Genomic DNA, 21,282 nt, shown 5'->3' with positions numbered 1-21,282 from the left:
ATGATAATCTCCTTTATATTTCTATCACCTGTAATGCATGACGTATTTCTTTATCAATATCTTTTGTCCGCCACTCTCTGAAGTAGCCTAATGAAACACAACTATAATGGATATTATCCTTTGTGATACTTCCTCTGAAATGAACATGTCCCATCAAACTATAGCGTATGGGATAGTCTTGATATAACTTCATAAAGTCAGAAGTTCCGATAAATGCGTTGAAGTAATCAAAAATACGATGCGGCATTGGTACTTTAAAACTAGGGTCCGTCACCACATGTGTAATCAAAATAATATTTCTACCTTGAACTTTTTTCATATCCGCTTCTGCCAGTTCAGCAGCTTTACGAGACACTTCTCTATCTGGCATTCCCCAATCAACATGGACTTTATCTTGCCACGTTGCACCTTTAAAGCGTCTGCGTTCTAAATAATCAAGGCTATATTTAGGATTTGCGTAACTATAGTCATACCAACCACTATTTCCGACAATTGCCCATTCATCATTAATAATGTAAGGATTGCCCATCAATTGTTCCGGCTTACTCATAAAGAAATCATGAATCACTTGTGTAGACGTACCATCTGTTGACCAATAATCATGATTGCCCGGAATAAAACGTACATCTATACCTGTTAATACTTCCATTTGTTGGATGAAGATATACGATTGTTGATGATCATTCGAAATATCTCCAGCAATCACTAACAAATCTAATTGTTCTTGTTTAACAAGCTGCGATAAATGTTCTGTATATTCTGCTTCAGTATAATCAGAAGGGCGATCGATATGTAAATCTGAAATGACTCCTATTTTCATTTGTTTGATCCTTCCTCTTTATTGAACGTTTATGTATTATTTTAGACTAATTAAAAAGGAGCACAAGCATTACATGCTCATCCTCCTTTGAACTTACTACTATATAAATAGGAACTTAGTCTATCGTATTGAGTTGGATTAAGATTTTTTCTTGCGACTTATCTTGAATCAATTTTTCAAAACCATCTTCTTTAATATGGTCTAAAGTGATTTTACTAGTAATGATAGGTTCTGACGCTAATGCACCGGAAGATAATTCATTCATAACTTGATTGTATGTGTCATTACCATATCCAACAGAACCCATAATATTTACACCCGTAAACAATAAGTTTTGCGGTACATTGAATTCTAAACTTTGCGTGTGGAAACTTACAATCATGACTGTGCCTCTTACACGTGTAGATTGAATAGATTGTGTAAATGTATCTGCCACACCGGCTGCTTCTATACTTACATCTGCACCTTCTGGATACATTTTTCTAATGGTCTCTACTGGATTTGTTTTTGTAGAATCAATCGTTGTATCTGCACCCATTGCTTCAGCTATTTTCAAACGTTCTTCAGCAATATCAATTGCGATTACTTGCTTTGCGCCTTGTGCTTTTGCGGCCGCAATAGAGAACAGACCGATTGGCCCAGCACCATAGACAGTCACAATATCCCCTTCTTCAATTCCAGCATCTTTAACAGCTTGATACGCAACAGATGCCGGCTCTACCAATGCTGCTCGTTCTAATGATAACTCTTCTGGTACTTTGAATACAGAATTCTGCGGAATGATTGTATATTCAGCAAATCCTCCATCAATCTGTGCACCAACCGCATCTAAAGTAACAAAGCGTTCATATAATGCATTCTCTTGATTTTCGAACATCATTGGATAAATACAAACACGATCGCCTTTTTTAAGCTCTGTAACATCTGAACCTACTTCTTCTACTACACCTGAAAATTCATGTCCAAGCACAGTTCCTCTCTCCATCGGTACTGAGTCTGGATGCAAATATGCGTGCAAGTCTGAACCGCAAATACCTGCCCAAGCCACTTTCACTTTGACATCATCACTGCTCAGTTCTTTTAATTGTCTCTCTTCAACTCTAATATCTTTTTCGCCATACCAAACGGCTGCTTTCATTATGAATTCCTCTCTTTTTCTTTTGAAATTACGTTATAATGAAAACTTGTAATCTCAACTATAGACTGGTTATATGAGGGAATGAATTCTAAAGCAGAACTTTACTCAAAAGTTCTGCACACTTATATACAATTTGTGCAGAAAGAGGATAAACATGGATAAAAGAACAAAGTATACAATGGAACAAATTAAATCTACTTTATTAGACCTCTTAGATACACACTCCTTTGAAACCATCACTGTAACTATGATTTGTGAACAAACAAGTATTAGTAGACGTACATTCTACAATCATTTTTCAGACAAATTTGAAGTGATAGATGAAATTATGAATGACTATACCCAAGCAATGCGCCAAGCCGCTTCAGAAAGTACGCCTGAAAACTTCAAACAAGGCATACTGAATGGCTTTAACTTTATTCATAAAAATAAGGTTGTTTTTATAAAACTTTATAAAAGTCCAGTCTCTAATCTATTTCTTACACGACTAGGTTCTGTCATTACTGAACTAGTAGAGCCTAAACTTAATCATGCTTACTTACAAATGCACAACATCTCAGTTCAAACTATCTTAGTTTTCTTAACGAGTGCAGTTCTAGGTATTGTTATTGAATCAGTTACTAAAAATGATGAGAATTATACAACTAAAGTTGAAGAAATAGCCACACTAGTCAAACCTTATTTCAAAACTAAAACAATATAATTATAAGTAGAATTTTAAATGAAAAGGTTATTTTCAAATTAATAATAATAAAAATGGGTATCCGTATATTGGAGAGATTTGTGCAAACAGGCCTCTTCCGCTAAGCCCTATAATCCATACTTATATCGATGCAGAAAGGGTATTTGAAGCTTCTGATAGTGCAGTAGATCTTGAGGATATTAATTTCGCTTGGGATCAACTTATTACTGACGAAGACGAATTGGTGGAGGCTGGCTATCCTCAAGGTCTGCTCGAAGAGTGGATAGAGGATGGTGTTATCAAGCCTTTCTCTCCCAGAGGCAATAAAAGGCACTTTTATTCAAAAGATGTCTTCGTTGCAACTGTTCATCATGTCTTACGAACATAGCATGATGGGAAGCAATGGATCGACCAATGGTTGATCCGCTTCCTTTTATATAGATTATACATAATAAAAAAAACTGCCAGTTTTTACACTGACAGCTTATACTTCTTATTGGAACTCAACAAATTTTTCATTTGGCATTCTAAATGAATCACGTGGTGCTTTAGCTTGTTTACCGATTGCGATAATCATAACAGGTACATAACGTTCTAATGGATAGCCTAGGACTTCACCAATTTGATCTGCTTCAAATCCACCAATCGGATTCGTATCATAACCATGTTGTTTCGCAATTAACATCAATTGCATAGCCATTAAACTACTATCGATTTTTACAATGTCACTCATTTGTTCTCGCGTTAAACTTTTATAACCGTTCTTTGCGAGTGGCAGGATTTGGTCTCTGACTTCTTGTGGCATCATACCTTTTTCAACTGCACTATCATAGATATATTCTGCATTCTCATAGCATTGCAAGTCGCCAAAGATAACGAGCATCGCAGAGGATGTGTCGTTCTGGTTCGTATTGAATTGAACGAGTGGTCTTAATTTCGCTTTAGCTTCATCACTTTCAACCACAGCAACTCTCCATGGCTGCATATTCACTGAAGAAGGCGCTGTCGCAGCTTTTTCCAATATCTCATTCATTTCTTCTTTTGAAATTTTAAACTCCGGATCGAACCCTTTTACAGACTTTCTACTATTTAGAATATCAGTAAAGTTTTCCATACTTTCACCTCATATATATTTTCTATACAATAGACTACAGGTTAAACTATGGTTTAAGGGAAGTGATTTGTTTGAAAAAGTATTCCATTCAAGAAGTTTCTGAGATGAAACATATCTCTAAGAGTAAATTGCGTTATTATGAAAAGCATGGTTTATTGATGAATATTGAAAGAAATGCAAATAATCAACGTGTATATTCTGAAACAGACATAGAAATTATCAGCTTAATTCAATGCTTAAGTTTACTCAATATGCCACTCAAGAAAATTAAGTATTACGTTGAACAACTTAACGAGAATAAAGCACAGATTTCAGATGTTTTAGAAGCACACCTTAAAGTACTTAAAGCAGAAAAAGATATTATCGAAATGCGTATTGATGTCATTGAAGAAAAATTACATCGCACTAAGAAAACAATTTAGTTATTCAAGTATGGAATCTTTCTTCAAGCATACTTATATAAAAATACCCCCTCACTCTATCGTGTGTAAGGGGGTATTCGTCTACTGACTCTATTTTTTTCTTTTATGTAGCTGTCTTGTCCATAAAAGATAACTTATGAATGGTTACCTTGCATCAATTGTATTTCGTTCTCTGCTTCTCTTCTTACTCTTGTTTTATCTGCTTCAACCCAACCTGGAATTAAGAACGCATCCACAATCACCCAAATCAACGTTGGAATACCAAATGTAAACCAAGCTGTTAATAATGTTAATGCAATCATCCCAATAGCTGATCCCGTTTTACCGAAATAGAAACGGTGACCTCCTAAGCTTCCAAAGAAAAACCATAATACATAAGCAATCGCAGGTTGTTTTGCTTTGCTTGCGATTTGTGATTCAATAAAACTTTTTTCTTGTAAATTCATCAATGTTCCACCTTTCTGTATACTTCAATCAATCCTAATAAAAACTTAATAAATCTTACTATACACATCTAGGTGGTCAATTATTGTCCAGTAATGCAATCTTTTTTGTTTTTCCAAAATAATAACTTTTAAATCTTCATTTTATTAAACTTTCTTGCTTACCGTTTACTTACCATTGTTTTTGTTTACTCATAGCAACTTTTGATTTGATTAATACGCTCAATAAAGCTATCAATGTACTTTTGAGGTTCTAAAATACGTGCTAAAGGTGCCATTTGATAAGCAATATAGTATGCATCTAATTCCGTACAAGCGACTTTCACTATGATTTTTCCATCCTGTGTACGGTCTAGTACCTCAACAATCTTATATTGTTGGCGGAACAACGCCATTTTCGATTCATCAATTTCAACCGTGACGAGTTCTTTGCTTTTGACTTCATCAAACTTATGATTGGAAACCATAAAATTTTCAATCAGACGGACGCGCTCGGTATAAACTGTTTTTTCATATTCATAAGTAAACCAATAGTCATAATGCATGTACATCGTTGATAATGGTTTCACTTCAATATTACGTCCTTTGAATTTCATCCATACTAAGTATTTTTGACTAATCGCTTTTTCGATTAACATTAGAGTTTCTCCTGGAAATGTTTCATCCCGGTTATTGAAATGATCCAACATCTCACTTAAAACTTTTCTATCTTCAATACGCATGCCCTGTATTTCTCTTCTGAATAAGTTATACACATCTACATGCAAGATAGGCGTTAAGCTTTTAATTTTCACCATAAGCCCTAACAGTGCTAAACCACTTAAACTGTTAGAATGCGTGATTAATTCATAACCGCCCTTTTTATGTACTACCTCAGTATTTCTATTATTCCAATATTCACTTTCATAGAAAAAATCATTAATCGTTCTAATATCCCTTTGAATCGACTTCGTACTAACATTCCCAAAATCAGAGAGATCTGATTTTCTAACTGTTTCCCCATTCAACAAACGTGTGAAGATATTCAAGACTCTTGTTGATTTATCCATGTTTACCATCTCCTACAGTTCAATATACAGTTATAAGTGGACAATCTTTGTCCATTACACAATCTTCTATGTTATTTATCAAATAACTCACTTTATTATTATGAATAATTACCTGTCTTACCCCATTGATAAACCATTATGAGCAAAACTGTTTATTTTTCTCTCAAAATATTGTTAAATGTAATTATAATAGTTACATTAAGAAGGTGAACACGGTGAACTTAGAATTTAATATTGCGGTACATGTGCTGGCTTTCTTAACGAAACATGCAGATGAACGTTTCTCAAGTAAAGCTTTGTCTGAGTTAGTTTGTATTAATCCCGTACAATTACGGCGTGTGACAGGAAAGTTAGTGGAACAAGGCTATATTGATACAGTTCGCGGTAAATATGGTGGCTATCAAGCTAATGTTAAAACAGCCAAAGCTGATTTAGCAGATTTGTTTCAATTATTTACTGCTGAACGAACACAAGGTCGTCTTTTTACAGGAAATTCTGCCAGTCATTGTGAGATTTCTCGAAAAATCGGGAATACTATGGCTAAACATCATGCGAAGGAACACGAACTGCTGATGCAGTATTATCGTGGTTTCACAATTGAAGAAGTTTTACGTGAAACATTAACAGCAATTTAAGAATTTGGAGGAAAATTTCATGACACATTATGATTTAGTGATTATTGGATTTGGTAAAGCAGGTAAAACGTTAGCTAAGTTTGCGGCGAATGAAGGTAAAACCGTCGCAATGATAGAGAAAGATCAGAAAATGTATGGCGGTACATGTATCAACGTCGGATGTATTCCGTCAAAAACGTTAATACATGATAGTTTAGAAGGCAGTTCTTTTGCGAGTGCGTTTGATCGTAAACGTGAAGTTGTAGACGCATTAAATAACAAAAACTATCACATGTTGGCAGATACACCAGGGATTGATGTGATTAATGCTACAGCGCAATTTAAATCTAATAAAGAAATCGTATTATTAGATGAAGCAGGACAAGAATTAGATGTCTTAACTGCTGAAGATATTTTAATCAATACAGGTTCTACACCGGTTATCCCAAACATAGAAGGTATTGGAGACTCAAAACACCTTTATGATTCTGCAGGAATTATGGACTTACCATTTAAACCTGAACATTTAGTGATTGTCGGTGCAGGTTATATCGCGTTAGAATTTGCGTCACTCTTCGCACGCTTCGGCGTTAAAGTGACAATGTTTGTACATCACGATACATTGTTGCCAAAAGAAGACCGTGAAATTGTTGAACTTATTGAAGAAGATTTGATTCAAGACGGTGTAAACATTGTCTATAATGTAGAAACACAACGCTTTGAAGATCAAGAACGCAGTACAATTGTGCATACTTCACAAGGCGAATTTGAAGCAGATGCTGTTTTACTTGCGACAGGTCGTCATCCAAATACTTCAGACCTTGGTTTAGACCATACAGATATCGAAGTCGGCAAACGCGGTGAAATAGAAGTTAACGAACACCTACAAACAGCTGTACCAAACATTTATGCAGCAGGTGACGTTACTGGTGGCTTACAATTCACATATATCTCACTCGATGACTTCAGAATTATTAAAGACAATATCTTTGGTGAAGGTAAACGTACGACAGAAAATCGCGGCGCGGTACCATATTCTATGTTCATTAACCCACCTTTCTCTCGTGTCGGTATGACTAAAGATGAAGCACAAGCTGCAGGTTATGAAGTACACGAAACAAATCTTGCGGTTAAGAATATCCCACGTCATAAAGTAAATAATGATGCACGCGGTATGTTGAAAGCAGTCATAGATGCACAATCAGGTTTAGTACTTGGTGCGACACTGTATTGTCGTAACTCTGAGGAAATTATCAACCTTGTTAAACTAGCGATTGATCAAAACATCCCAGCAGAAGTATTAGCCAATAATATTTATACACACCCTACAATGGCTGAAGCCTTTAATAATATCTTTCAAGTTTAAGTTATAACGAAAGAAAGTGATGCATACTTTGTGTACGCATCACTTTTTTATGTTTATATAAGGTTGTTTTGTTTATTTATTTGATTGTTTCAGCTTATTGTCTTGTTTTGGAAATATACGTAGATGGTTTATCTTTGTCGTAAATTGTTAAACCTGTAATATCTTTCGTATATTTAGCAGGTACGAACAGACTCACAATGTATCCGAATAAGAATGCGATGAAGAATGAAATAATTGATACATAGAATGGTGAGTTCGCGCCACCGATACCTTTTAATAGGTAAGCGACAATAACACCTGTGAATAATCCGACTAAGACACCGAATGTATTCGCACGTTTTGTGAAGATACCAACCGCAAAGATACCTGCTAAAGGTACACCGAATAATCCAGTAACTAATAAGAATAAATCCCATAAGTTGTTAGAATCCGCAGCGATTAAGTAAATCGCAATACCATAGCTTAATAAACCTGCGATGATGATTGTCCAACGTGCAAAGCGAACGTTGCCTTTATCTGTACCTTTACTGAAGAAACGATCTTTAATATCTTCAGAAATACACGCAGAAATCGAGTTCAAACTTGAAGAAATCGTAGATTGTGCTGCCGCAAAGATAGCTGCGATTAATAATCCACCTACAAATGGCGGCATTTGAGTCAAGATAAAGAATGGTACCACTGAAGACGTGTTGAAATCTTGTGGTAACGCTGCTTCGTGTTCATAGAATGAATACATCATTGTACCCATACCATAGAAGATCGGCGCTGAGATTAACGCTAATAAACCGTTAATCCATAATGATTTTTTCGTTTCATCAATAGAGTCTGATGCTTGATAACGTTGTACTACATCTTGACTGGCTGTATATTGATGTAAGTTGTTGAAGATGTTTCCTAGGAAGATGATTGGCAAGGCTGCCGCTGTTGTATTCAACTTCCAGTTATCTACACTCAATAACTTTTTCTCAGCTAATGCATCATGAAGAATTGTGCCGAAACCGCCTTTGATTTCCATCGCACCAATTACGATAATCATGAGGGCACCGCCTAAAAGGATAACACCTTGGATAAAGTCACTCCATACCACCCCTTCGAAACCGCCGAGGAAAGTATAAAGAATACATAAAATCCCTACTAAACTTGCGACTAAATAAGGATTAATGTCAGTAACGGCTGTAATCGCAAGTGTCGGTAAGTAAATAACGATTGCGATACGACCTAAGTGGAACACTACGAAGAGTAATGAACCGAGAACACGGACACTTGGTCCGAAACGTGCTTCAAGATATTCGTAAGCTGACGTTACGCGAAGCTTCTTGAAGAACGGTACGTAGAATGCGATTAAAGCCGGGATAATTGCGACAATCGCGATATTCCCTGCGATATACGACCAGTCAGTTAAAAATGCTTTTTCTGGTGTAGACATAAATGTAATCGCACTTAACGTCGTTGCATAGATTGAGAAACCGATGGCCCACGAAGGAAGGCGTCCACTGGCTGTAAAGAAACTATCTGTGCTTTGACCTGCGCGCTTAGTAAAGTACGCTCCAATTATTAACATGACTACTAGATAGGTAATGACCGCTACCCAGTTCCATGTGCCAAAACCCACTTGTTGCATAAACAACACCCCTTAACGTTTTATGTCGGTATTACAAGTTGTATTTATCAATAAGATTATTTAACGCTTCTCTGTTTGATTCATTGAAAGGCGCAAATGGACGTTTCGGCACACCGCCGTCGATACCACGTGATTTTAAAATCTCTTTAAGTGTTGGGTATAAGCCCATGCTTAAAACACCTTCAATAATGTCATTTGTATCATGTTGAATTTGGTAAGCTTCATCAATTTTGCCTTCTTTAGCTAAATCGAAGATTTGACGTGCACGCACACCGTTCACGTTATAAGTAGAACCGATGGCACCATCCACGCCTGAAATCGCAGCTTGAACTAACATTTCATCAAAGCCTGATAAGATCAGTTTGTCTGGATATGCTTTTCTGATACGTTCTAATAAGAAGAAGTTTGGCGCAGTGTATTTTACACCAACAATTTTCTCGTGATTGAACAACTCACCGAATTGTTCGATACTGATGTTGACACCTGTTAAATCAGGAATCGCATAAATAATCATATTATTTTGAGTTGCTTCGATTAAATCAAAGTAATATTGTTTAATCTCTTCGAATGAGAAAGGATAATAGAAAGGTGTTACTGCTGAAATGGCATCATAACCAAGTTCAGTCGCGTATTTACCTAATTCAATCGCTTCATTTAAATCTAATGAGCCTACTTGTGCGATTAATTTCACATCATCGCCGACTGCTTCTTTCGCAAGTCTGAAGATTTGTTTTTTCTGTTCTGTGTTGATTAAGAAGTTTTCACCAGAGCTGCCATTGACATATAAACCGTCTAATTTTTCATGTTCAATCGCGTTTCTCGCTATTTGTTTGAGGCCTTCTTCTTTCACTTGTCCTTGTTCATCAAATGGAACAAGTAACGCAGCATATAAGCCTTTTAATTTTTCTTCCATATCTAAATCCTCCAAGTTAAGTATTAATAGCACAATGGCTATCCTAAACATCCAACAATGTCCCTTGTTTATACTATATTTACACTTTCAATAGTAAACGCTATCATAACCCTACACAACTGGTTTTGAAAGATTGTAACAAAATATGGATAAAATAATGAAAATAATTTTCAAAATTGGATTTACACTTCCTAGTTGAAGTATGCTCTATATATAATGAAGTGGAAGCAGAGGAGGAATCATCTTATGAACCAGATCGCAATAGATATCGGAGGCACAAACATCAAGGCAGCCCTCATCAATGAAAATCAAGAAATTAAAGATTATAAGAAAATCTCAACACCCGATAATGTACAAACACTAATTATCGATGAAGTGTATCAATTAGCACATGAACTTATCACCAAACATAAGCTAGATAAACCCCATATCGGTATTTCCAGCGCAGGTGTTGTCGATTCAGAGTTAGGAGAAATTGTTTATACTGGTCCAACTATTAAAAACTTTGATGGTACGAATTTTCGTCGTTCTTTAAAAGACTTATATTCATCAATGACCGTACACAATGATGTGGATGCAGCCCTACTTGGAGAATTATCACTCAATGATTATGAAGAGGATAATATTTTTTGTTTAACTTTAGGCACAGGCATCGGCGGTGCATTTTATAATCAACAATTAGGTGTTTATGGTGGTGCACGTTATCGTGCGAATGAAATCGGCTATTTATTATATCGAGACACTGATCAAAAAACGTTTGAACAACGTGCTTCAACGTCAGCCCTCAAAGCTTTGATGCAAGAACGAGATTTTCAATATGGTACTGATGTGCCGAAGTTATTTGAACTCGCACAAACAAATGATAAACAGGCACAAGCTATCTTAGAAGAATGGGCAACTTATGTCGCTGAAGGCATCGCTCAAATTCAAATCATTTATGATCCAGGCTTGATTTTAATCGGCGGCGGTATCTCTTCACAAGGTGAAAATCTTATCCAATACATTGAACCTAAAATCAATCAATTCTTGCCACCAAACTATGGACACGCACCTATCCAAACAACAAAAACTGAAAATCACGCTGCATTATTCGGCGCAATTACCGAAGGTTAAAGAAAAACCGCGCACTATCTCAGAAGGTCTTAAAACCCTTGATAGTACGCGGTTTATTTAGTATTCCGTATGTCTTACAGCAGACAACCGTTAGCCTTACTTGTCTTCACCTTTCTCTAATACTGTGCGACGTGTACGTTGATAAAGTTGATTCATATAATCATTGTTCAATAATAAGTAACAGATAATGTCCATCAAGAATGTAGTCGCAGTTTGTGTATTAATAAAGCGTGCATCATTGACGTTCGACTTCGCAGAAGTAATCAAAACTAAGTCCGCATGTTTCGTAATTAGACTGCCTTTATAATTTGTGACCACAGCCACAAAGGCACCTTGTTCATGTGCAATCTTAGCCGCATCTGCCAATTCTTGAGTTTCACCGCTATTAGAAATACCGACAAACATATCTTGTGAAGATAACAATGAAGCTGAAATTTTCATTTGATGCGCATCCGTTGAGACATTACCTCGAATACCCATACGCATCGTACGGTAATAAAACTCACTCGCAGTTAAACCAGAACTGCCGAGTCCTGCATAACTGACTTGTCTGCTGGTCTTTAAGTAATGCGCAAACCGTTTAATCTTCTCTTCTGAGATAAACTCTCCCGTTTGTTGAATAATATTTTGATGATAACGGTGTATCAATTGAACTAAAGGTGCATTCTCCACAATTTTCTCTGATTTTTCATGTTGTAAATTGAATTTCATATCTTGGAAATTATGATATTCCAGCTTATTACTAAATCTAGTAATAGTAGCCGGAGAGGTGCCTATCGCATGTGCTAAAGAATTAATCGTTGAGAAACGATCATCTAATTCATTGGTACGGATAAACTCAATAATCTTCTTATCCATTTTAGTCAGTAAATGGCGGCTACGTTGAACACGATTTTCAAACTTCATATCTCTTCACTCCCCTTAAGGTATTACATTTACTCTATTATATATGAAAATCTTTTTCAAATGATAGTAAAGAATTGAATATAAATTTCATCGTGTTATGATATGAGTAACTTAACCGACAACCTTTGAACTACTATATTTACAAATTAACAATATTTTGGAGTGTGTGCTTATGTTACCACAAGGTTTAATCGTTTCTTGTCAGGCTTTGCCTGATGAACCGTTACATTCATCATTTATTATGTCGAAAATGGCACTAGCTGCGTACCAAGCCGGTGCAGTCGGTGTTCGCGCAAACAGTAAAGAAGATATCATCGCAATTAAAGAAGAAGTACCGTTACCTGTTATCGGTATCGTTAAAAGAGATTATCCAGGTTCAAAAGTATATATTACTGCGACTTCAAAAGAAGTCGATGAACTGATTGAAAGTAAATGTGAGGTCATCGCGCTAGATGCGACAAAACAAGAACGTCCGAAAGAAACGTTAGAAGAACTTGTTGCATATATTCGTGAAAAAGCACCAAACGTTGAAATCATGGCTGATATCTCCACAATTGAAGAAGCAAGACATGCAGATGAGCTTGGCTTTGATTACGTAGGTACAACATTACGCGGATATACAGACTATACTCAAGGTCATATCCTATATGAAAACAACTTCGCATTCTTAAGAGAAGTCTTAGATCAAGTAAATGCGAAAGTCATCGCTGAAGGAAATGTGATTACACCAGAAATGTATAAAGCAGTCAGTGATTTAGGTGTACACTGTACGGTTGTCGGCGGTGCGATTACACGTCCGAAACAAATTACAGAACGTTTTATTAACGCCGTAAAAGAATAGTCATACTACTTGGAGGATTAGAAATGCAACTCTACAACTTAAGAAATAAACAACTTGCCAGTCAATATGTCGCAATCGAATTCTTGAAACAAATTAAAGCACGCCCTGACGCAGTCTTAGGACTAGCTACAGGCTCGACGATGACAGATTTATATACTCAACTCTCAGATTTATTAAATGCGAATCACGTCGATGTCAGTGGTGTCAGAACGTTCAACTTAGATGAATACGTTGGTGCAGGTCCAAAAGATCTGCATAGCTATTATGCGTACATGCATCAACGTTTCTTTAACCAAAATGAACAATGGAATGAAGACAATATTTATATTCCTAGCGGTGTAGCTGAAGACTTAGATCAAGAAGCAAAACATTACGAAGATGCGCTTAAAGCTGTCGGTCAACCTGACATCCAAATTTTAGGTATCGGTGAAAATGGTCATATCGGTTTCAACGAACCCGGTACGCCTTTCGATAGCCAAACAAGAGTCGTAGACCTTACACCTTCTACGATGCATGCGAACAGTGTTCATTTCAAACACTCAGAAGATGTACCGAAACAAGCACTGTCTATGGGCCTTTCTTCTATCATGCGCGCAAAACGTATTATCTTACTCGCATTCGGAGATAAGAAAATCGATGCGATACAACGACTTGTTAACGGTGAAACTACAGAAGATTTACCTGCGTCTATCCTTCACAACCACGATAATGTGGAAATCATTGTAGATGACGTCATTTATCAAGCGATTAAATAATGACTTACTATATTAAAATGCCTTTGAAGACAAAATGAATGTCCTCAAAGGCATTTTAACGTTTTATATGAAGATATATTTGTTAATAGAAATAAGCTTCACACGCATACTTTGTCTTCCACCATGTCACTTTAAAACGATTTTCTTCCACTTACGAATTTTAGTTCTGAATGTTCCGAATGGCGCTACAGTATTAATATGAATAAACTTGTAGACTTCCCAGACGGCTTTCTTAGTTGCTCCGTCAGCCCATTTGCGCATGTGAGGTTTAAATAATACTTCGTCACCCATTGAGTCAATCATGTTACATATCGCATTCACATTATCACTAAGCATCACTGTAAATTCTTTAATTGTTAGATCAGCATAAGTATCAGTAAAGTGTTGATAAAGTGCGCCTAGTTGATTCCACTTAAATGTTTCAGTAGGTGTTTTAACTTCTTTTCCACTCAGTTCCTCTGATTCCCACTTTAATAAGAGTGTGGTCCATCCAACTTGATATGCTAAATTCTCGGCCGGTGTCCTATCAACCTCTTCAATTCTTAAATTTTTTAAATCCTCGGGAATTTCTTTGAATTCATCAATATATTTATTATACGTTTTTAGTATTTCTGACTTAAGCTCATCTTTACTCGCATATGTCCTCATTTCTGACCTCCTCTGGCACAATCAGTTTTATTTTATACATGTCTGCGTTTTTGATTCGCTATAAATAATAGTAATGGTAAGACAACATAACCAATTACCATCGCAGTAATCGCGAAGTAATTCGGCTCAATATGATGTGGTGTCACAATAGAGAATTGACCTTTCCAATCAAACTTAACAAGTAACACTACGGTTAAAATTAATGCGATAATTGGTAAAATCACGTCTGTAAATTTATTTTTATAGACATTCGGCAATACTTCCCCTCGTGAACGATTATAATAAAACATCATCACACCGATAGGGACTACAATGAATTGAATAAAGCGTGAAATTGAACTTAATACAATGATACTCACCATATTATATTGAAAGGCCATCGGAATAATTAATGCGACTAAGAACGTCGTAATGAACGCATTGAACGGAAAATCATATTTCGTTCTTTGTTTAAACCATGCGGGTACTTGGTTTTCATTCGCAATCGCTTCTAAAATTCTCGGTGTTGAGAATGATCCTGCGATACTAATACCTACCATAGAGATTAAAGCACCATACAAAATAATATTCGAAATAATAGGTGATTCAAACACAGTAACTAAAGATACGACATGTTTGCTGGTTAATACTGCGGTCGGATTAATCATCATAATGACCGCAATAATACTAATATAAATCACTGCGATAATTAAAATGGCCAATGGAATCGCACGTGGCAAATTCTTTTCTGGTGCTTTCATATCCTCCGCACCACTTGCGACACTCTCAAAGCCCACAAAGGCATAAAATGCCGCAATGACTGCCATCACAAAAGTTGATGTATTTAATTTAGAAACATCGACTAATTGATTGATGTCATTAAAGTGAGAATGACCAGTCATCATTACGACGATAAAACCAACAATAATCGTTGTGATTAAGGCAGCGAGTTTACCAATTGTAGCTAAGTTATTGAAAAAGGCAAATACTTTATTACCTGTCACATTCACCAGTAATAACACCACCATTAAAATCAATAACCCGATAGTCACTGATACAAAATCTTGGGCGTTACCACCGAAAATTGCGAGTGTGGTTTTCACTACTGCAGTCGCAATGACCCCCCAAGCAATACTTGCCGCAACAAAGCGTGTAATTCCTACATAGAAACCTACATTTTCACCAAATGCTGCTGTGGCATAAGCATAAGATGCCCCGCTTTTATTCACATATTTCGCTGCGGCTGCGAAAGTAATCGCTAATACTGCCGCAAAGATTGCAGCGGCGGCATAAACTACTAAAGTATACTTACCTGCTTTTTGAATAACCGCTCCAGGTGATAAGAAAATACCTGAACCGATAATAGAGTTAATCGCTAAAAGGACAATAGACCAAAATCCTAGTTTTTTCATGCTGTCATCTTCTTTCAATTTGATCCACAAAATCTTTAAATAATGCATCCATACTGTTTTCATGCCACAACATTTCAGGGTGCCACTGAATACCGACCATATATGGATATGATTCTGATTCAAAGGCTTCAATCACCCCATCATTAGATTGTGCCATGACTCTGAAGCCTTCTGCGAGTTGATTAACGACTTGGTGATGGAAAGAGTTCACATAGAATCGACCTTCAGGAAATAACGCACTTAGACGTGTGTTCGGAAAGACTCTGATTTCATGTGTCTTCTCAGTCGGATTCGTTGGTTGCCAATGTCTAAGTGATTGTATTTGACGATACGACGTATCTTGGAATAAAGAACCACCGTGGAAAACATTTAAGACTTGTGCACCACGACAAATCCCTAGAATCGGTATAAAGCGTTCTTTCGCTTTCTCTATCAATTTAAAATCAAACACATCTCTCGCAAGTAATGTTTCACCTAATTTGTCTTGCGGGTCTTCATTGTATAGTTGTGGACTGACATCTTGTCCCCCGCTTAAGAGTAAAGCATCTACTTGTCTGATTTGTGCTTCTATAATGTCATCGTTATCTGTTATAGGAATAACCATCGGCACAGCGCCTTGTTTCACAATCGAGCGGATATAATCCTGATTGACATAACAACGCTTATAGCCTGGAAACATTCCTGCTTGATCCGTTAATATATTTGCGGAAATACCTATCGTTTTCATGATGTCTGCCTCCTGTTGTTGAATAATTTTAATTATAGTGAGACCGTCGGAATTGTCAATGTGAATTCATATATTCATTTTTTAGAAACATTTGGACATATTTTATAAAAAAATCCTCTTTCATTAATGAGATACTCACATGAAAGAGGATGAAAAAGACTAATTTCATTTGTATTAAGTTAAAAGTTTACTTTGAGCCGCTTCGCCAAATTAATAATCAGCACGATAAACAACACTGTCAAAATAATACTGCCTTCGATACCCATCGTACCGCCAGTCAGTATGTTATCCGTATGATATTTCGTTTTAAACAAACTGAAATTCAGTTCATTTCCACTGACATTAATCCCATAAATACAACCTTGTACGAAGTTCCATATAATATGGAACCCAGCAACTGTCCAAATCGTACCGTCGATTCTGTAGATTAAAGACAAGACAATGCCGACTAAGAAAATATTCGTCACCCCGACAATTGAAATATTAGGGTTCATCCCATGGAGTAAGGTAAAGACCACTGCTGAACACACAATCGCAAAACGATCACCATATCGCTGTGTTAAACGTGTTTGGAGATATCCACGCATCAGAAGTTCTTCTGCGCTTGCTTGAATACAAAATCCAATAAAAGCTAAACCGATACCTAATAACACCGTTTGATTCAGCGTATTACCGACAATTGAGATATTGCCGAATAACACTAAAATTAAAATCACTACAGAGAAGACGATAAAGCCGAATAAGCCTCCGATACCTAGCTTTCTAAAAGCATATGTACGGTAAATACCGACTGAACTTAACGGAAGGTGCTCTCTGTTATGTACATACCAAAAGAGAATTAATATTGAAAATATAAATGGGACAGGAAGTAGAATGACTTCTTGAAGGGGATGATTTCTGACCATTAAATAAAAAGGCCCCGCAAACAACCCGCCACCTAGCATCATCAAGATGGATAAGAGTGAAAACTTAAGCCAACTTCCCTTATAATGTTGTGTAAATTGATTTTCCATAAGTTGTTCTCCATTATATAATTAGTATAGTTTATCTATTTAATTTTCTCACAATCGGATATCTACCGCAAATATTATTTTTTAACTTCATTAATCAAAGGACGTGACATCTATGACGCTATTTAACATCATCTTAGTACTTATCATGTTTTTAGCTATTGATTATTTGGCTAATCTCGGTAAAAAGAAAAACGCATTTCTACAAACAGCACTCTTAAGTACACTCTTAATCTTGACCGCTTTTATTGCTTTACTGCTAGGCGTATCTATTATTTTACTAATAAGTGCTGTCATTGACTTGGGTAATGATTTATTTATAACGGGACTTTTAATGATTTTAACAAGTGGAATTATTGAATTTTTCTTACTTCGTTATTTCATCAAACGTTGGTTCAATGATGTATGGACCTTAACTGTCGTTGAATATTTCATCCAATGGTTATTAGTCTATCTCACACTCTATCAAGTGATGACACAATCATTATCTAGAATTAAATTAGAAGTCGATATCCATACGCTGTTTCATATCTTGAATATCGAAGCTTTGAATTTAACGTTACTGCCTGTGCTTTTAATCAGTTGGATCTCCCTCATCATGCATAAGATTAATCTCAGACAATGAAAAAAGCCTATCCATATATGCGAGGATAGGCTTTTGAAGTTAGTTTAATATTCAATGTCTTTTGCGAATGGGATAGAGATTTGTGCCCCTGCTTTTTGAACTGTATAGGATGCTGCTTTATTCGCAAAATCAATCGCAGTTTCTAAATTCATTTGTTTCACGTCAAACGCACTGACAAATGCGCCGATAAAAGTATCTCCGGCTGCTGTTGTATCCACAACATCAACTTTATATGCTTTGACTAAGCCAGAGTTGCCTTTGACTGCGTAATACGTACCTTGTGCACCGATAGTAATTAATACCACTTTAATTCCTAAGCTTAAGAAATAGTCTGCGTTTTGAGCCATTGATTTTTCATCCGTCACTGGAATACCAGATAAGATTTCCGCTTCAAACTCATTCGGAATAATCACATCTATCAGTCCTAATAATTCTTCAGGCAATTCACTTGCTGGTGCTGGATTTAAAATCGTTGTAATACCATGCTTACGCGCAATTTCAAACGTACGGATAATCACCGGTATAGGGACTTCTAATTGTGCCACTACATAATCCGCTTCTTTAATCACTGCTTCTGCTTGTGCCACATCTTCAGGTGTAATATCCATATTCGCACCGCCATAGACGTAAATGGTATTACTGCCATCTTTATCTACTGTAATAAATGCTTGGCCCGTATCTGCTGTTTCTGATTCTGTAATATACTCGGTATTCATTCCTGCTTCTTTGAAACCTTCAAACATAAAGTCAGCTAAACCATCTTTACCGACTTTTGAAATAAACGTGGTATCTGCGTTCATACGTGCTGTCGCAATCGCTTGGTTCGCACCTTTCCCCCCGCCGTATTTCTTTTGTCCTTCTTTGACATGCAAGGTTTCACCAGGTTTCGCATAACGCTCAACAGTTAAGAACTGATCCACATTCGTTGAACCTAAAATTACTACTTTATTCGTCATACTGTATCTCTCCTCGCTTAAAATGTCACATTAGATTCTAAAATAATATTTGAAAATGGTGTGATTTCACCTGTACGTATATTGCCTTTATTTAATGGATGATTTAAGTAGGCTTTCATTTCTGTATGTGGAATAAATTCAATCTCTACATCATCCTCTAATAGTGCTTTAATTTGTTTTAGCTGCACTGGGTTATGTGTTTTAATTTCTTCAGCTAAATAGATTTTTTGAATTTTCATTTCTGTTAAGACTGTTTCTAGCACGTCGATAAAGCGCGGCAACTCTTTTGTGACCGCTAAATCAATTCTACGTGCATCATTTGGAATCGGCATACCCGCATCATTAATGGTTAATAAATCAAAGTGGCCGATTGTCGCAATGGCTTGTGAAACATGACTATTTAATACAGGGGTTTTCTTCATTTCTATTCCCTCCAAAATTATTTAATAAAGACTGTGACTGTTGCGGCAGCTAAAATTAACACTAAACCAACCATCGTAATCAACATTTCTTTCTTCGTCTTACGTTGATTTAAGAAATAAATACCTGTTAATGTCGCAAGAACCACTGATGTTTGAGATAAAATAAAGCCTGTCGCAAGACCGTTCATATCTGGTTGTGCTGAAATTAAGTAAGTTAACGCCGCAAATGCGAAGAAGAAACCTGAAATGATTTGAAGCCACGTAATCTTATTCTTAAATGGATTGTCTTTCTTCATCATTGTTAAACTATAGATCACTGCGACGAGAACCATACCCATAGCTTGAGGTAAGAAGGCTGCTTTTCCTCCGATATCTGTCGCTTGTGGTGCAGCTGAATATAGCCAATATCCAATTTCACCAATCAGCAAGATAACCACTGCTTTCTTTAAGTTACCGCTGTTTTGTTCCTCAGGATGTTCACTCCATACTGTCATACGTGCACCGATTAAAATCACAATTAACGCCACAAAACCGATAATTTTATTGCTTAGTCCTGGCCAGTTACCTAACGCAAAGACACCCCATAATGAAGCACCAAGCAATTGGAAAGCTGTTGTGACTGGCATTGCTCTTGAAGAACCGATAAGTTCAAAGGCTTTGAAGGTTAAAATTTGACCGAAACACCAACCTGCCCCAGAAAGCAACGCAAACATTAAGTTCATACCTGTCGGGAAGTGTTGGGCTGTCAATCCCGCAAAGACTAACGCAAAGATTAATGTCCCTACCGTCGTTCCGATAATTTGATGGACTGGTTTACCTCCGAACTTTGACGCAATCGTCGGGAATAAACCCCAACCAAGCAATGGACCTAAACCAATAAGTAAAGCGACTAGATTCATGAATAACACCTCTATTTTTTTCTAAGTGGATTTAGTAAAACGTTTTACTTTACTCACATACTAGCACTTTTCATTTATTTTGTATACGTTTTCATATAGATTTAAGATTTTCGACACAATAAAAAACGAGTACACTTATCAAGGAATAAGCGCCCCGTCTTTGATGAATGATTATTGATTTAATTGTTGTGTTGTTTCTCTGACCACGAGTTCATTCGGCAATTCAATACGTTCTACCCCTTGGTCAGTCTCCGTAATTTTCTTCACGATTAATCTCAATGCTGTTTCACCAATTAACGCAATGGGTTGGGCTACTGTCGTTAATGCCGGTGTCATATATTGTGAGAAACTGATGTTGTCATAACCTACGACTGAAATCTCTTCAGGTACAGCTTTACCACGTTCTTTTAGACCTCGTATGATTCCGATTGCCATTTCATCGTTAATCGCAAAAACCGCAGTCACTTGACTATCAATGATTTGATCAACGATTTGTTTACCGCCTGAAGGTGATAGTTCTGTTTCTATCTTCAACGGTTTTTGAACATCATGGGATTCGCAGTAATCTTCAAAACCTTTCACACGTGCCTGCATATTCGACATCATTTCATACGGTTGTACAATGGCAATATGTTGATGATTTAAATCAATAAGATGTGCTGCCGCTAAAGCACCGCCTGTTTGTTCATCTGTTCGGATGATATCGGTATACCCATTATCTTCACTTTGGTCTAACACGACATAAGGAACATTGTGTCTCTCTAAATAATTGTTCATACTTTCAGGTTGATCGATTAATCGCGCAAT

Annotated in this window: 24 protein-coding genes; 8 read left to right on the top strand and 16 right to left on the bottom strand. The window is 36.6% G+C overall.

From position 1 onward, the window contains the following. Positions 1-13: 13 nt before the first annotated feature. Together HMPREF2937_RS12920 and HMPREF2937_RS12915 are read right to left on the bottom strand one after the other, a co-directional pair. Positions 14-820 carry a metallophosphoesterase gene (locus HMPREF2937_RS12920; protein ID WP_070864760.1) on the bottom strand — a complete coding sequence of 269 codons (807 nt, stop codon included), beginning with the start codon at positions 818-820 and terminating at the stop codon, positions 14-16. Between the two features lie 115 nt (positions 821-935). Then, the gene (locus HMPREF2937_RS12915; protein ID WP_070864759.1) at positions 936-1,958 is read right to left on the bottom strand and encodes a zinc-binding dehydrogenase; all 1,023 of its coding nucleotides are present in this window, start codon (positions 1,956-1,958) and stop codon (positions 936-938) included. Positions 1,959-2,112: 154 nt separating this feature from the next. Between HMPREF2937_RS12915 and HMPREF2937_RS12910 the strand changes: the two genes are divergently transcribed. Next, positions 2,113-2,661 carry a TetR/AcrR family transcriptional regulator gene (locus HMPREF2937_RS12910; protein WP_070864758.1) on the top strand — a complete coding sequence of 183 codons (549 nt, stop codon included), beginning with the start codon at positions 2,113-2,115 and terminating at the stop codon, positions 2,659-2,661. Positions 2,662-3,133: 472 nt separating this feature from the next. Here HMPREF2937_RS12910 and HMPREF2937_RS12905 read toward each other — a convergent pair whose 3' ends face one another. Then, positions 3,134-3,754 carry a nitroreductase family protein gene (locus HMPREF2937_RS12905; protein WP_070625539.1) on the bottom strand — a complete coding sequence of 207 codons (621 nt, stop codon included), beginning with the start codon at positions 3,752-3,754 and terminating at the stop codon, positions 3,134-3,136. 71 nt (positions 3,755-3,825) lie between these two features. Between HMPREF2937_RS12905 and HMPREF2937_RS12900 the strand changes: the two genes are divergently transcribed. Beyond that, complete coding sequence (locus HMPREF2937_RS12900) at positions 3,826-4,176, top strand: MerR family transcriptional regulator (RefSeq protein WP_070864757.1); 351 nt, start codon at positions 3,826-3,828, stop codon at positions 4,174-4,176. A 134-nt stretch (positions 4,177-4,310) separates the two neighbouring features. Here HMPREF2937_RS12900 and HMPREF2937_RS12895 read toward each other — a convergent pair whose 3' ends face one another. Together HMPREF2937_RS12895 and HMPREF2937_RS12890 are read right to left on the bottom strand one after the other, a co-directional pair. Then, on the bottom strand, positions 4,311-4,622 hold the full coding sequence (locus HMPREF2937_RS12895; RefSeq protein ID WP_070864756.1) for a TM2 domain-containing protein: 312 nt from the start codon (positions 4,620-4,622) through the stop codon (positions 4,311-4,313). 185 nt (positions 4,623-4,807) lie between these two features. Next, positions 4,808-5,668 (bottom strand): WYL domain-containing transcriptional regulator, encoded by an 861-nt coding sequence (locus HMPREF2937_RS12890; protein ID WP_061055037.1) that lies wholly within the window; start codon positions 5,666-5,668, stop codon positions 4,808-4,810. Between the two features lie 215 nt (positions 5,669-5,883). Here HMPREF2937_RS12890 and hypR point away from each other — a divergent pair, with 215 nt between their 5' ends. Together hypR and merA are read left to right on the top strand one after the other, a co-directional pair. After that, the gene (gene hypR / locus HMPREF2937_RS12885; protein ID WP_002480215.1) at positions 5,884-6,303 is read left to right on the top strand and encodes a redox-sensitive transcriptional regulator HypR; all 420 of its coding nucleotides are present in this window, start codon (positions 5,884-5,886) and stop codon (positions 6,301-6,303) included. A 19-nt stretch (positions 6,304-6,322) separates the two neighbouring features. Beyond that, positions 6,323-7,648, top strand: coding sequence for a hypothiocyanous acid reductase MerA (gene merA, locus HMPREF2937_RS12880; protein ID WP_070864755.1), 1,326 nt, complete (start codon positions 6,323-6,325; stop codon positions 7,646-7,648). A 94-nt stretch (positions 7,649-7,742) separates the two neighbouring features. On the opposite strand, the gene HMPREF2937_RS12875 is transcribed toward merA, so the two are convergent. Together HMPREF2937_RS12875 and HMPREF2937_RS12870 are read right to left on the bottom strand one after the other, a co-directional pair. Further along, a complete protein-coding gene (locus HMPREF2937_RS12875; protein WP_002480217.1) occupies positions 7,743-9,269 on the bottom strand; it encodes a sodium:solute symporter family protein in 1,527 nt (508 codons plus the stop codon). A 31-nt stretch (positions 9,270-9,300) separates the two neighbouring features. After that, positions 9,301-10,182 carry an N-acetylneuraminate lyase gene (locus HMPREF2937_RS12870; protein ID WP_002480218.1) on the bottom strand — a complete coding sequence of 294 codons (882 nt, stop codon included), beginning with the start codon at positions 10,180-10,182 and terminating at the stop codon, positions 9,301-9,303. A gap of 246 nt (positions 10,183-10,428) precedes the next feature. On the opposite strand from HMPREF2937_RS12870, the gene HMPREF2937_RS12865 reads away from it, so the two are divergent. Further along, entirely contained in the window at positions 10,429-11,295 is an 867-nt protein-coding gene (locus HMPREF2937_RS12865) for an ROK family protein (protein ID WP_023014826.1), read from the top strand. 96 nt (positions 11,296-11,391) lie between these two features. Here HMPREF2937_RS12865 and HMPREF2937_RS12860 read toward each other — a convergent pair whose 3' ends face one another. Beyond that, positions 11,392-12,201, bottom strand: a complete 810-nt coding sequence (locus tag HMPREF2937_RS12860) for a MurR/RpiR family transcriptional regulator (protein WP_070864754.1) — start codon at positions 12,199-12,201, stop codon at positions 11,392-11,394. A gap of 172 nt (positions 12,202-12,373) precedes the next feature. Between HMPREF2937_RS12860 and HMPREF2937_RS12855 the strand changes: the two genes are divergently transcribed. Next, positions 12,374-13,042: an N-acetylmannosamine-6-phosphate 2-epimerase gene (locus HMPREF2937_RS12855; protein WP_070864753.1), complete on the top strand. Its 669-nt coding sequence runs from the start codon at positions 12,374-12,376 to the stop codon at positions 13,040-13,042. A gap of 23 nt (positions 13,043-13,065) precedes the next feature. Then, positions 13,066-13,797, top strand: coding sequence for a glucosamine-6-phosphate deaminase (gene nagB, locus HMPREF2937_RS12850; RefSeq protein ID WP_023014828.1), 732 nt, complete (start codon positions 13,066-13,068; stop codon positions 13,795-13,797). Between the two features lie 126 nt (positions 13,798-13,923). Here the strand turns inward: nagB and HMPREF2937_RS12845 are convergent, their stop codons facing one another. From HMPREF2937_RS12845 to HMPREF2937_RS12830, 4 genes are all read right to left on the bottom strand, one after another. Next, positions 13,924-14,445: a ClbS/DfsB family four-helix bundle protein gene (locus HMPREF2937_RS12845; RefSeq protein ID WP_070864752.1), complete on the bottom strand. Its 522-nt coding sequence runs from the start codon at positions 14,443-14,445 to the stop codon at positions 13,924-13,926. 32 nt (positions 14,446-14,477) lie between these two features. Then, on the bottom strand, positions 14,478-15,836 hold the full coding sequence (locus HMPREF2937_RS12840) for an APC family permease (protein WP_070864777.1): 1,359 nt from the start codon (positions 15,834-15,836) through the stop codon (positions 14,478-14,480). Positions 15,837-15,840: 4 nt separating this feature from the next. Beyond that, a complete protein-coding gene (locus HMPREF2937_RS12835; protein WP_023014831.1) occupies positions 15,841-16,563 on the bottom strand; it encodes a gamma-glutamyl-gamma-aminobutyrate hydrolase family protein in 723 nt (240 codons plus the stop codon). Positions 16,564-16,742: 179 nt separating this feature from the next. Continuing rightward, the gene (locus HMPREF2937_RS12830; protein ID WP_002480229.1) at positions 16,743-17,576 is read right to left on the bottom strand and encodes a CPBP family intramembrane glutamic endopeptidase; all 834 of its coding nucleotides are present in this window, start codon (positions 17,574-17,576) and stop codon (positions 16,743-16,745) included. Between the two features lie 112 nt (positions 17,577-17,688). Between HMPREF2937_RS12830 and HMPREF2937_RS12825 the strand changes: the two genes are divergently transcribed. After that, positions 17,689-18,198, top strand: a complete 510-nt coding sequence (locus HMPREF2937_RS12825) for an SA1002 family membrane protein (protein WP_023014832.1) — start codon at positions 17,689-17,691, stop codon at positions 18,196-18,198. A 44-nt stretch (positions 18,199-18,242) separates the two neighbouring features. Here the strand turns inward: HMPREF2937_RS12825 and rbsK are convergent, their stop codons facing one another. The 4 genes from rbsK to HMPREF2937_RS14160 form a co-directional block, all read right to left on the bottom strand. Continuing rightward, positions 18,243-19,154: a ribokinase gene (gene rbsK / locus HMPREF2937_RS12820; RefSeq protein WP_070864751.1), complete on the bottom strand. Its 912-nt coding sequence runs from the start codon at positions 19,152-19,154 to the stop codon at positions 18,243-18,245. A gap of 17 nt (positions 19,155-19,171) precedes the next feature. Beyond that, the gene (gene rbsD, locus HMPREF2937_RS12815; RefSeq protein WP_070864750.1) at positions 19,172-19,576 is read right to left on the bottom strand and encodes a D-ribose pyranase; all 405 of its coding nucleotides are present in this window, start codon (positions 19,574-19,576) and stop codon (positions 19,172-19,174) included. A 17-nt stretch (positions 19,577-19,593) separates the two neighbouring features. Next, complete coding sequence (gene rbsU, locus HMPREF2937_RS12810) at positions 19,594-20,475, bottom strand: ribose/proton symporter RbsU (RefSeq protein WP_070864749.1); 882 nt, start codon at positions 20,473-20,475, stop codon at positions 19,594-19,596. A gap of 171 nt (positions 20,476-20,646) precedes the next feature. Beyond that, positions 20,647-21,282 (bottom strand): LacI family DNA-binding transcriptional regulator (locus tag HMPREF2937_RS14160; protein ID WP_257245425.1); only part of this gene is annotated, 636 nt, incomplete at its 5' end.

The organism is Staphylococcus sp. HMSC061G12 (assembly GCF_001838465.1).
GTDB classification, from domain to species: Bacteria; Bacillota; Bacilli; order Staphylococcales; family Staphylococcaceae; genus Staphylococcus; species Staphylococcus simulans.
This window is presented reverse-complemented; position numbering and strand designations above follow the sequence as displayed.

What these genes read in the sequence shown, in the direction of transcription:
- HMPREF2937_RS12920 (WP_070864760.1), bottom strand. Translation starts at nt 820, where the DNA reads ATGAAAATAGGAGTCATTTCAGATTTACATATCGATCGCCCTTCTGAT.
- HMPREF2937_RS12915 (WP_070864759.1), bottom strand. Translation starts at nt 1,958, where the DNA reads ATGAAAGCAGCCGTTTGGTATGGCGAAAAAGATATTAGAGTTGAAGAG.
- HMPREF2937_RS12910 (WP_070864758.1), top strand. Translation starts at nt 2,113, where the DNA reads ATGGATAAAAGAACAAAGTATACAATGGAACAAATTAAATCTACTTTA.
- HMPREF2937_RS12905 (WP_070625539.1), bottom strand. Translation starts at nt 3,754, where the DNA reads ATGGAAAACTTTACTGATATTCTAAATAGTAGAAAGTCTGTAAAAGGG.
- HMPREF2937_RS12895 (WP_070864756.1), bottom strand. Translation starts at nt 4,622, where the DNA reads ATGAATTTACAAGAAAAAAGTTTTATTGAATCACAAATCGCAAGCAAA.
- HMPREF2937_RS12890 (WP_061055037.1), bottom strand. Translation starts at nt 5,668, where the DNA reads ATGGATAAATCAACAAGAGTCTTGAATATCTTCACACGTTTGTTGAAT.
- merA (WP_070864755.1), top strand. Translation starts at nt 6,323, where the DNA reads ATGACACATTATGATTTAGTGATTATTGGATTTGGTAAAGCAGGTAAA.
- HMPREF2937_RS12875 (WP_002480217.1), bottom strand. Translation starts at nt 9,269, where the DNA reads ATGCAACAAGTGGGTTTTGGCACATGGAACTGGGTAGCGGTCATTACC.
- HMPREF2937_RS12870 (WP_002480218.1), bottom strand. Translation starts at nt 10,182, where the DNA reads ATGGAAGAAAAATTAAAAGGCTTATATGCTGCGTTACTTGTTCCATTT.
- HMPREF2937_RS12865 (WP_023014826.1), top strand. Translation starts at nt 10,429, where the DNA reads ATGAACCAGATCGCAATAGATATCGGAGGCACAAACATCAAGGCAGCC.
- HMPREF2937_RS12860 (WP_070864754.1), bottom strand. Translation starts at nt 12,201, where the DNA reads ATGAAGTTTGAAAATCGTGTTCAACGTAGCCGCCATTTACTGACTAAA.
- HMPREF2937_RS12855 (WP_070864753.1), top strand. Translation starts at nt 12,374, where the DNA reads ATGTTACCACAAGGTTTAATCGTTTCTTGTCAGGCTTTGCCTGATGAA.
- nagB (WP_023014828.1), top strand. Translation starts at nt 13,066, where the DNA reads ATGCAACTCTACAACTTAAGAAATAAACAACTTGCCAGTCAATATGTC.
- HMPREF2937_RS12845 (WP_070864752.1), bottom strand. Translation starts at nt 14,445, where the DNA reads ATGAGGACATATGCGAGTAAAGATGAGCTTAAGTCAGAAATACTAAAA.
- HMPREF2937_RS12840 (WP_070864777.1), bottom strand. Translation starts at nt 15,836, where the DNA reads ATGAAAAAACTAGGATTTTGGTCTATTGTCCTTTTAGCGATTAACTCT.
- HMPREF2937_RS12835 (WP_023014831.1), bottom strand. Translation starts at nt 16,563, where the DNA reads ATGAAAACGATAGGTATTTCCGCAAATATATTAACGGATCAAGCAGGA.
- HMPREF2937_RS12830 (WP_002480229.1), bottom strand. Translation starts at nt 17,576, where the DNA reads ATGGAAAATCAATTTACACAACATTATAAGGGAAGTTGGCTTAAGTTT.
- HMPREF2937_RS12825 (WP_023014832.1), top strand. Translation starts at nt 17,689, where the DNA reads ATGACGCTATTTAACATCATCTTAGTACTTATCATGTTTTTAGCTATT.
- rbsK (WP_070864751.1), bottom strand. Translation starts at nt 19,154, where the DNA reads ATGACGAATAAAGTAGTAATTTTAGGTTCAACGAATGTGGATCAGTTC.
- rbsD (WP_070864750.1), bottom strand. Translation starts at nt 19,576, where the DNA reads ATGAAGAAAACCCCTGTATTAAATAGTCATGTTTCACAAGCCATTGCG.
- rbsU (WP_070864749.1), bottom strand. Translation starts at nt 20,475, where the DNA reads ATGAATCTAGTCGCTTTACTTATTGGTTTAGGTCCATTGCTTGGTTGG.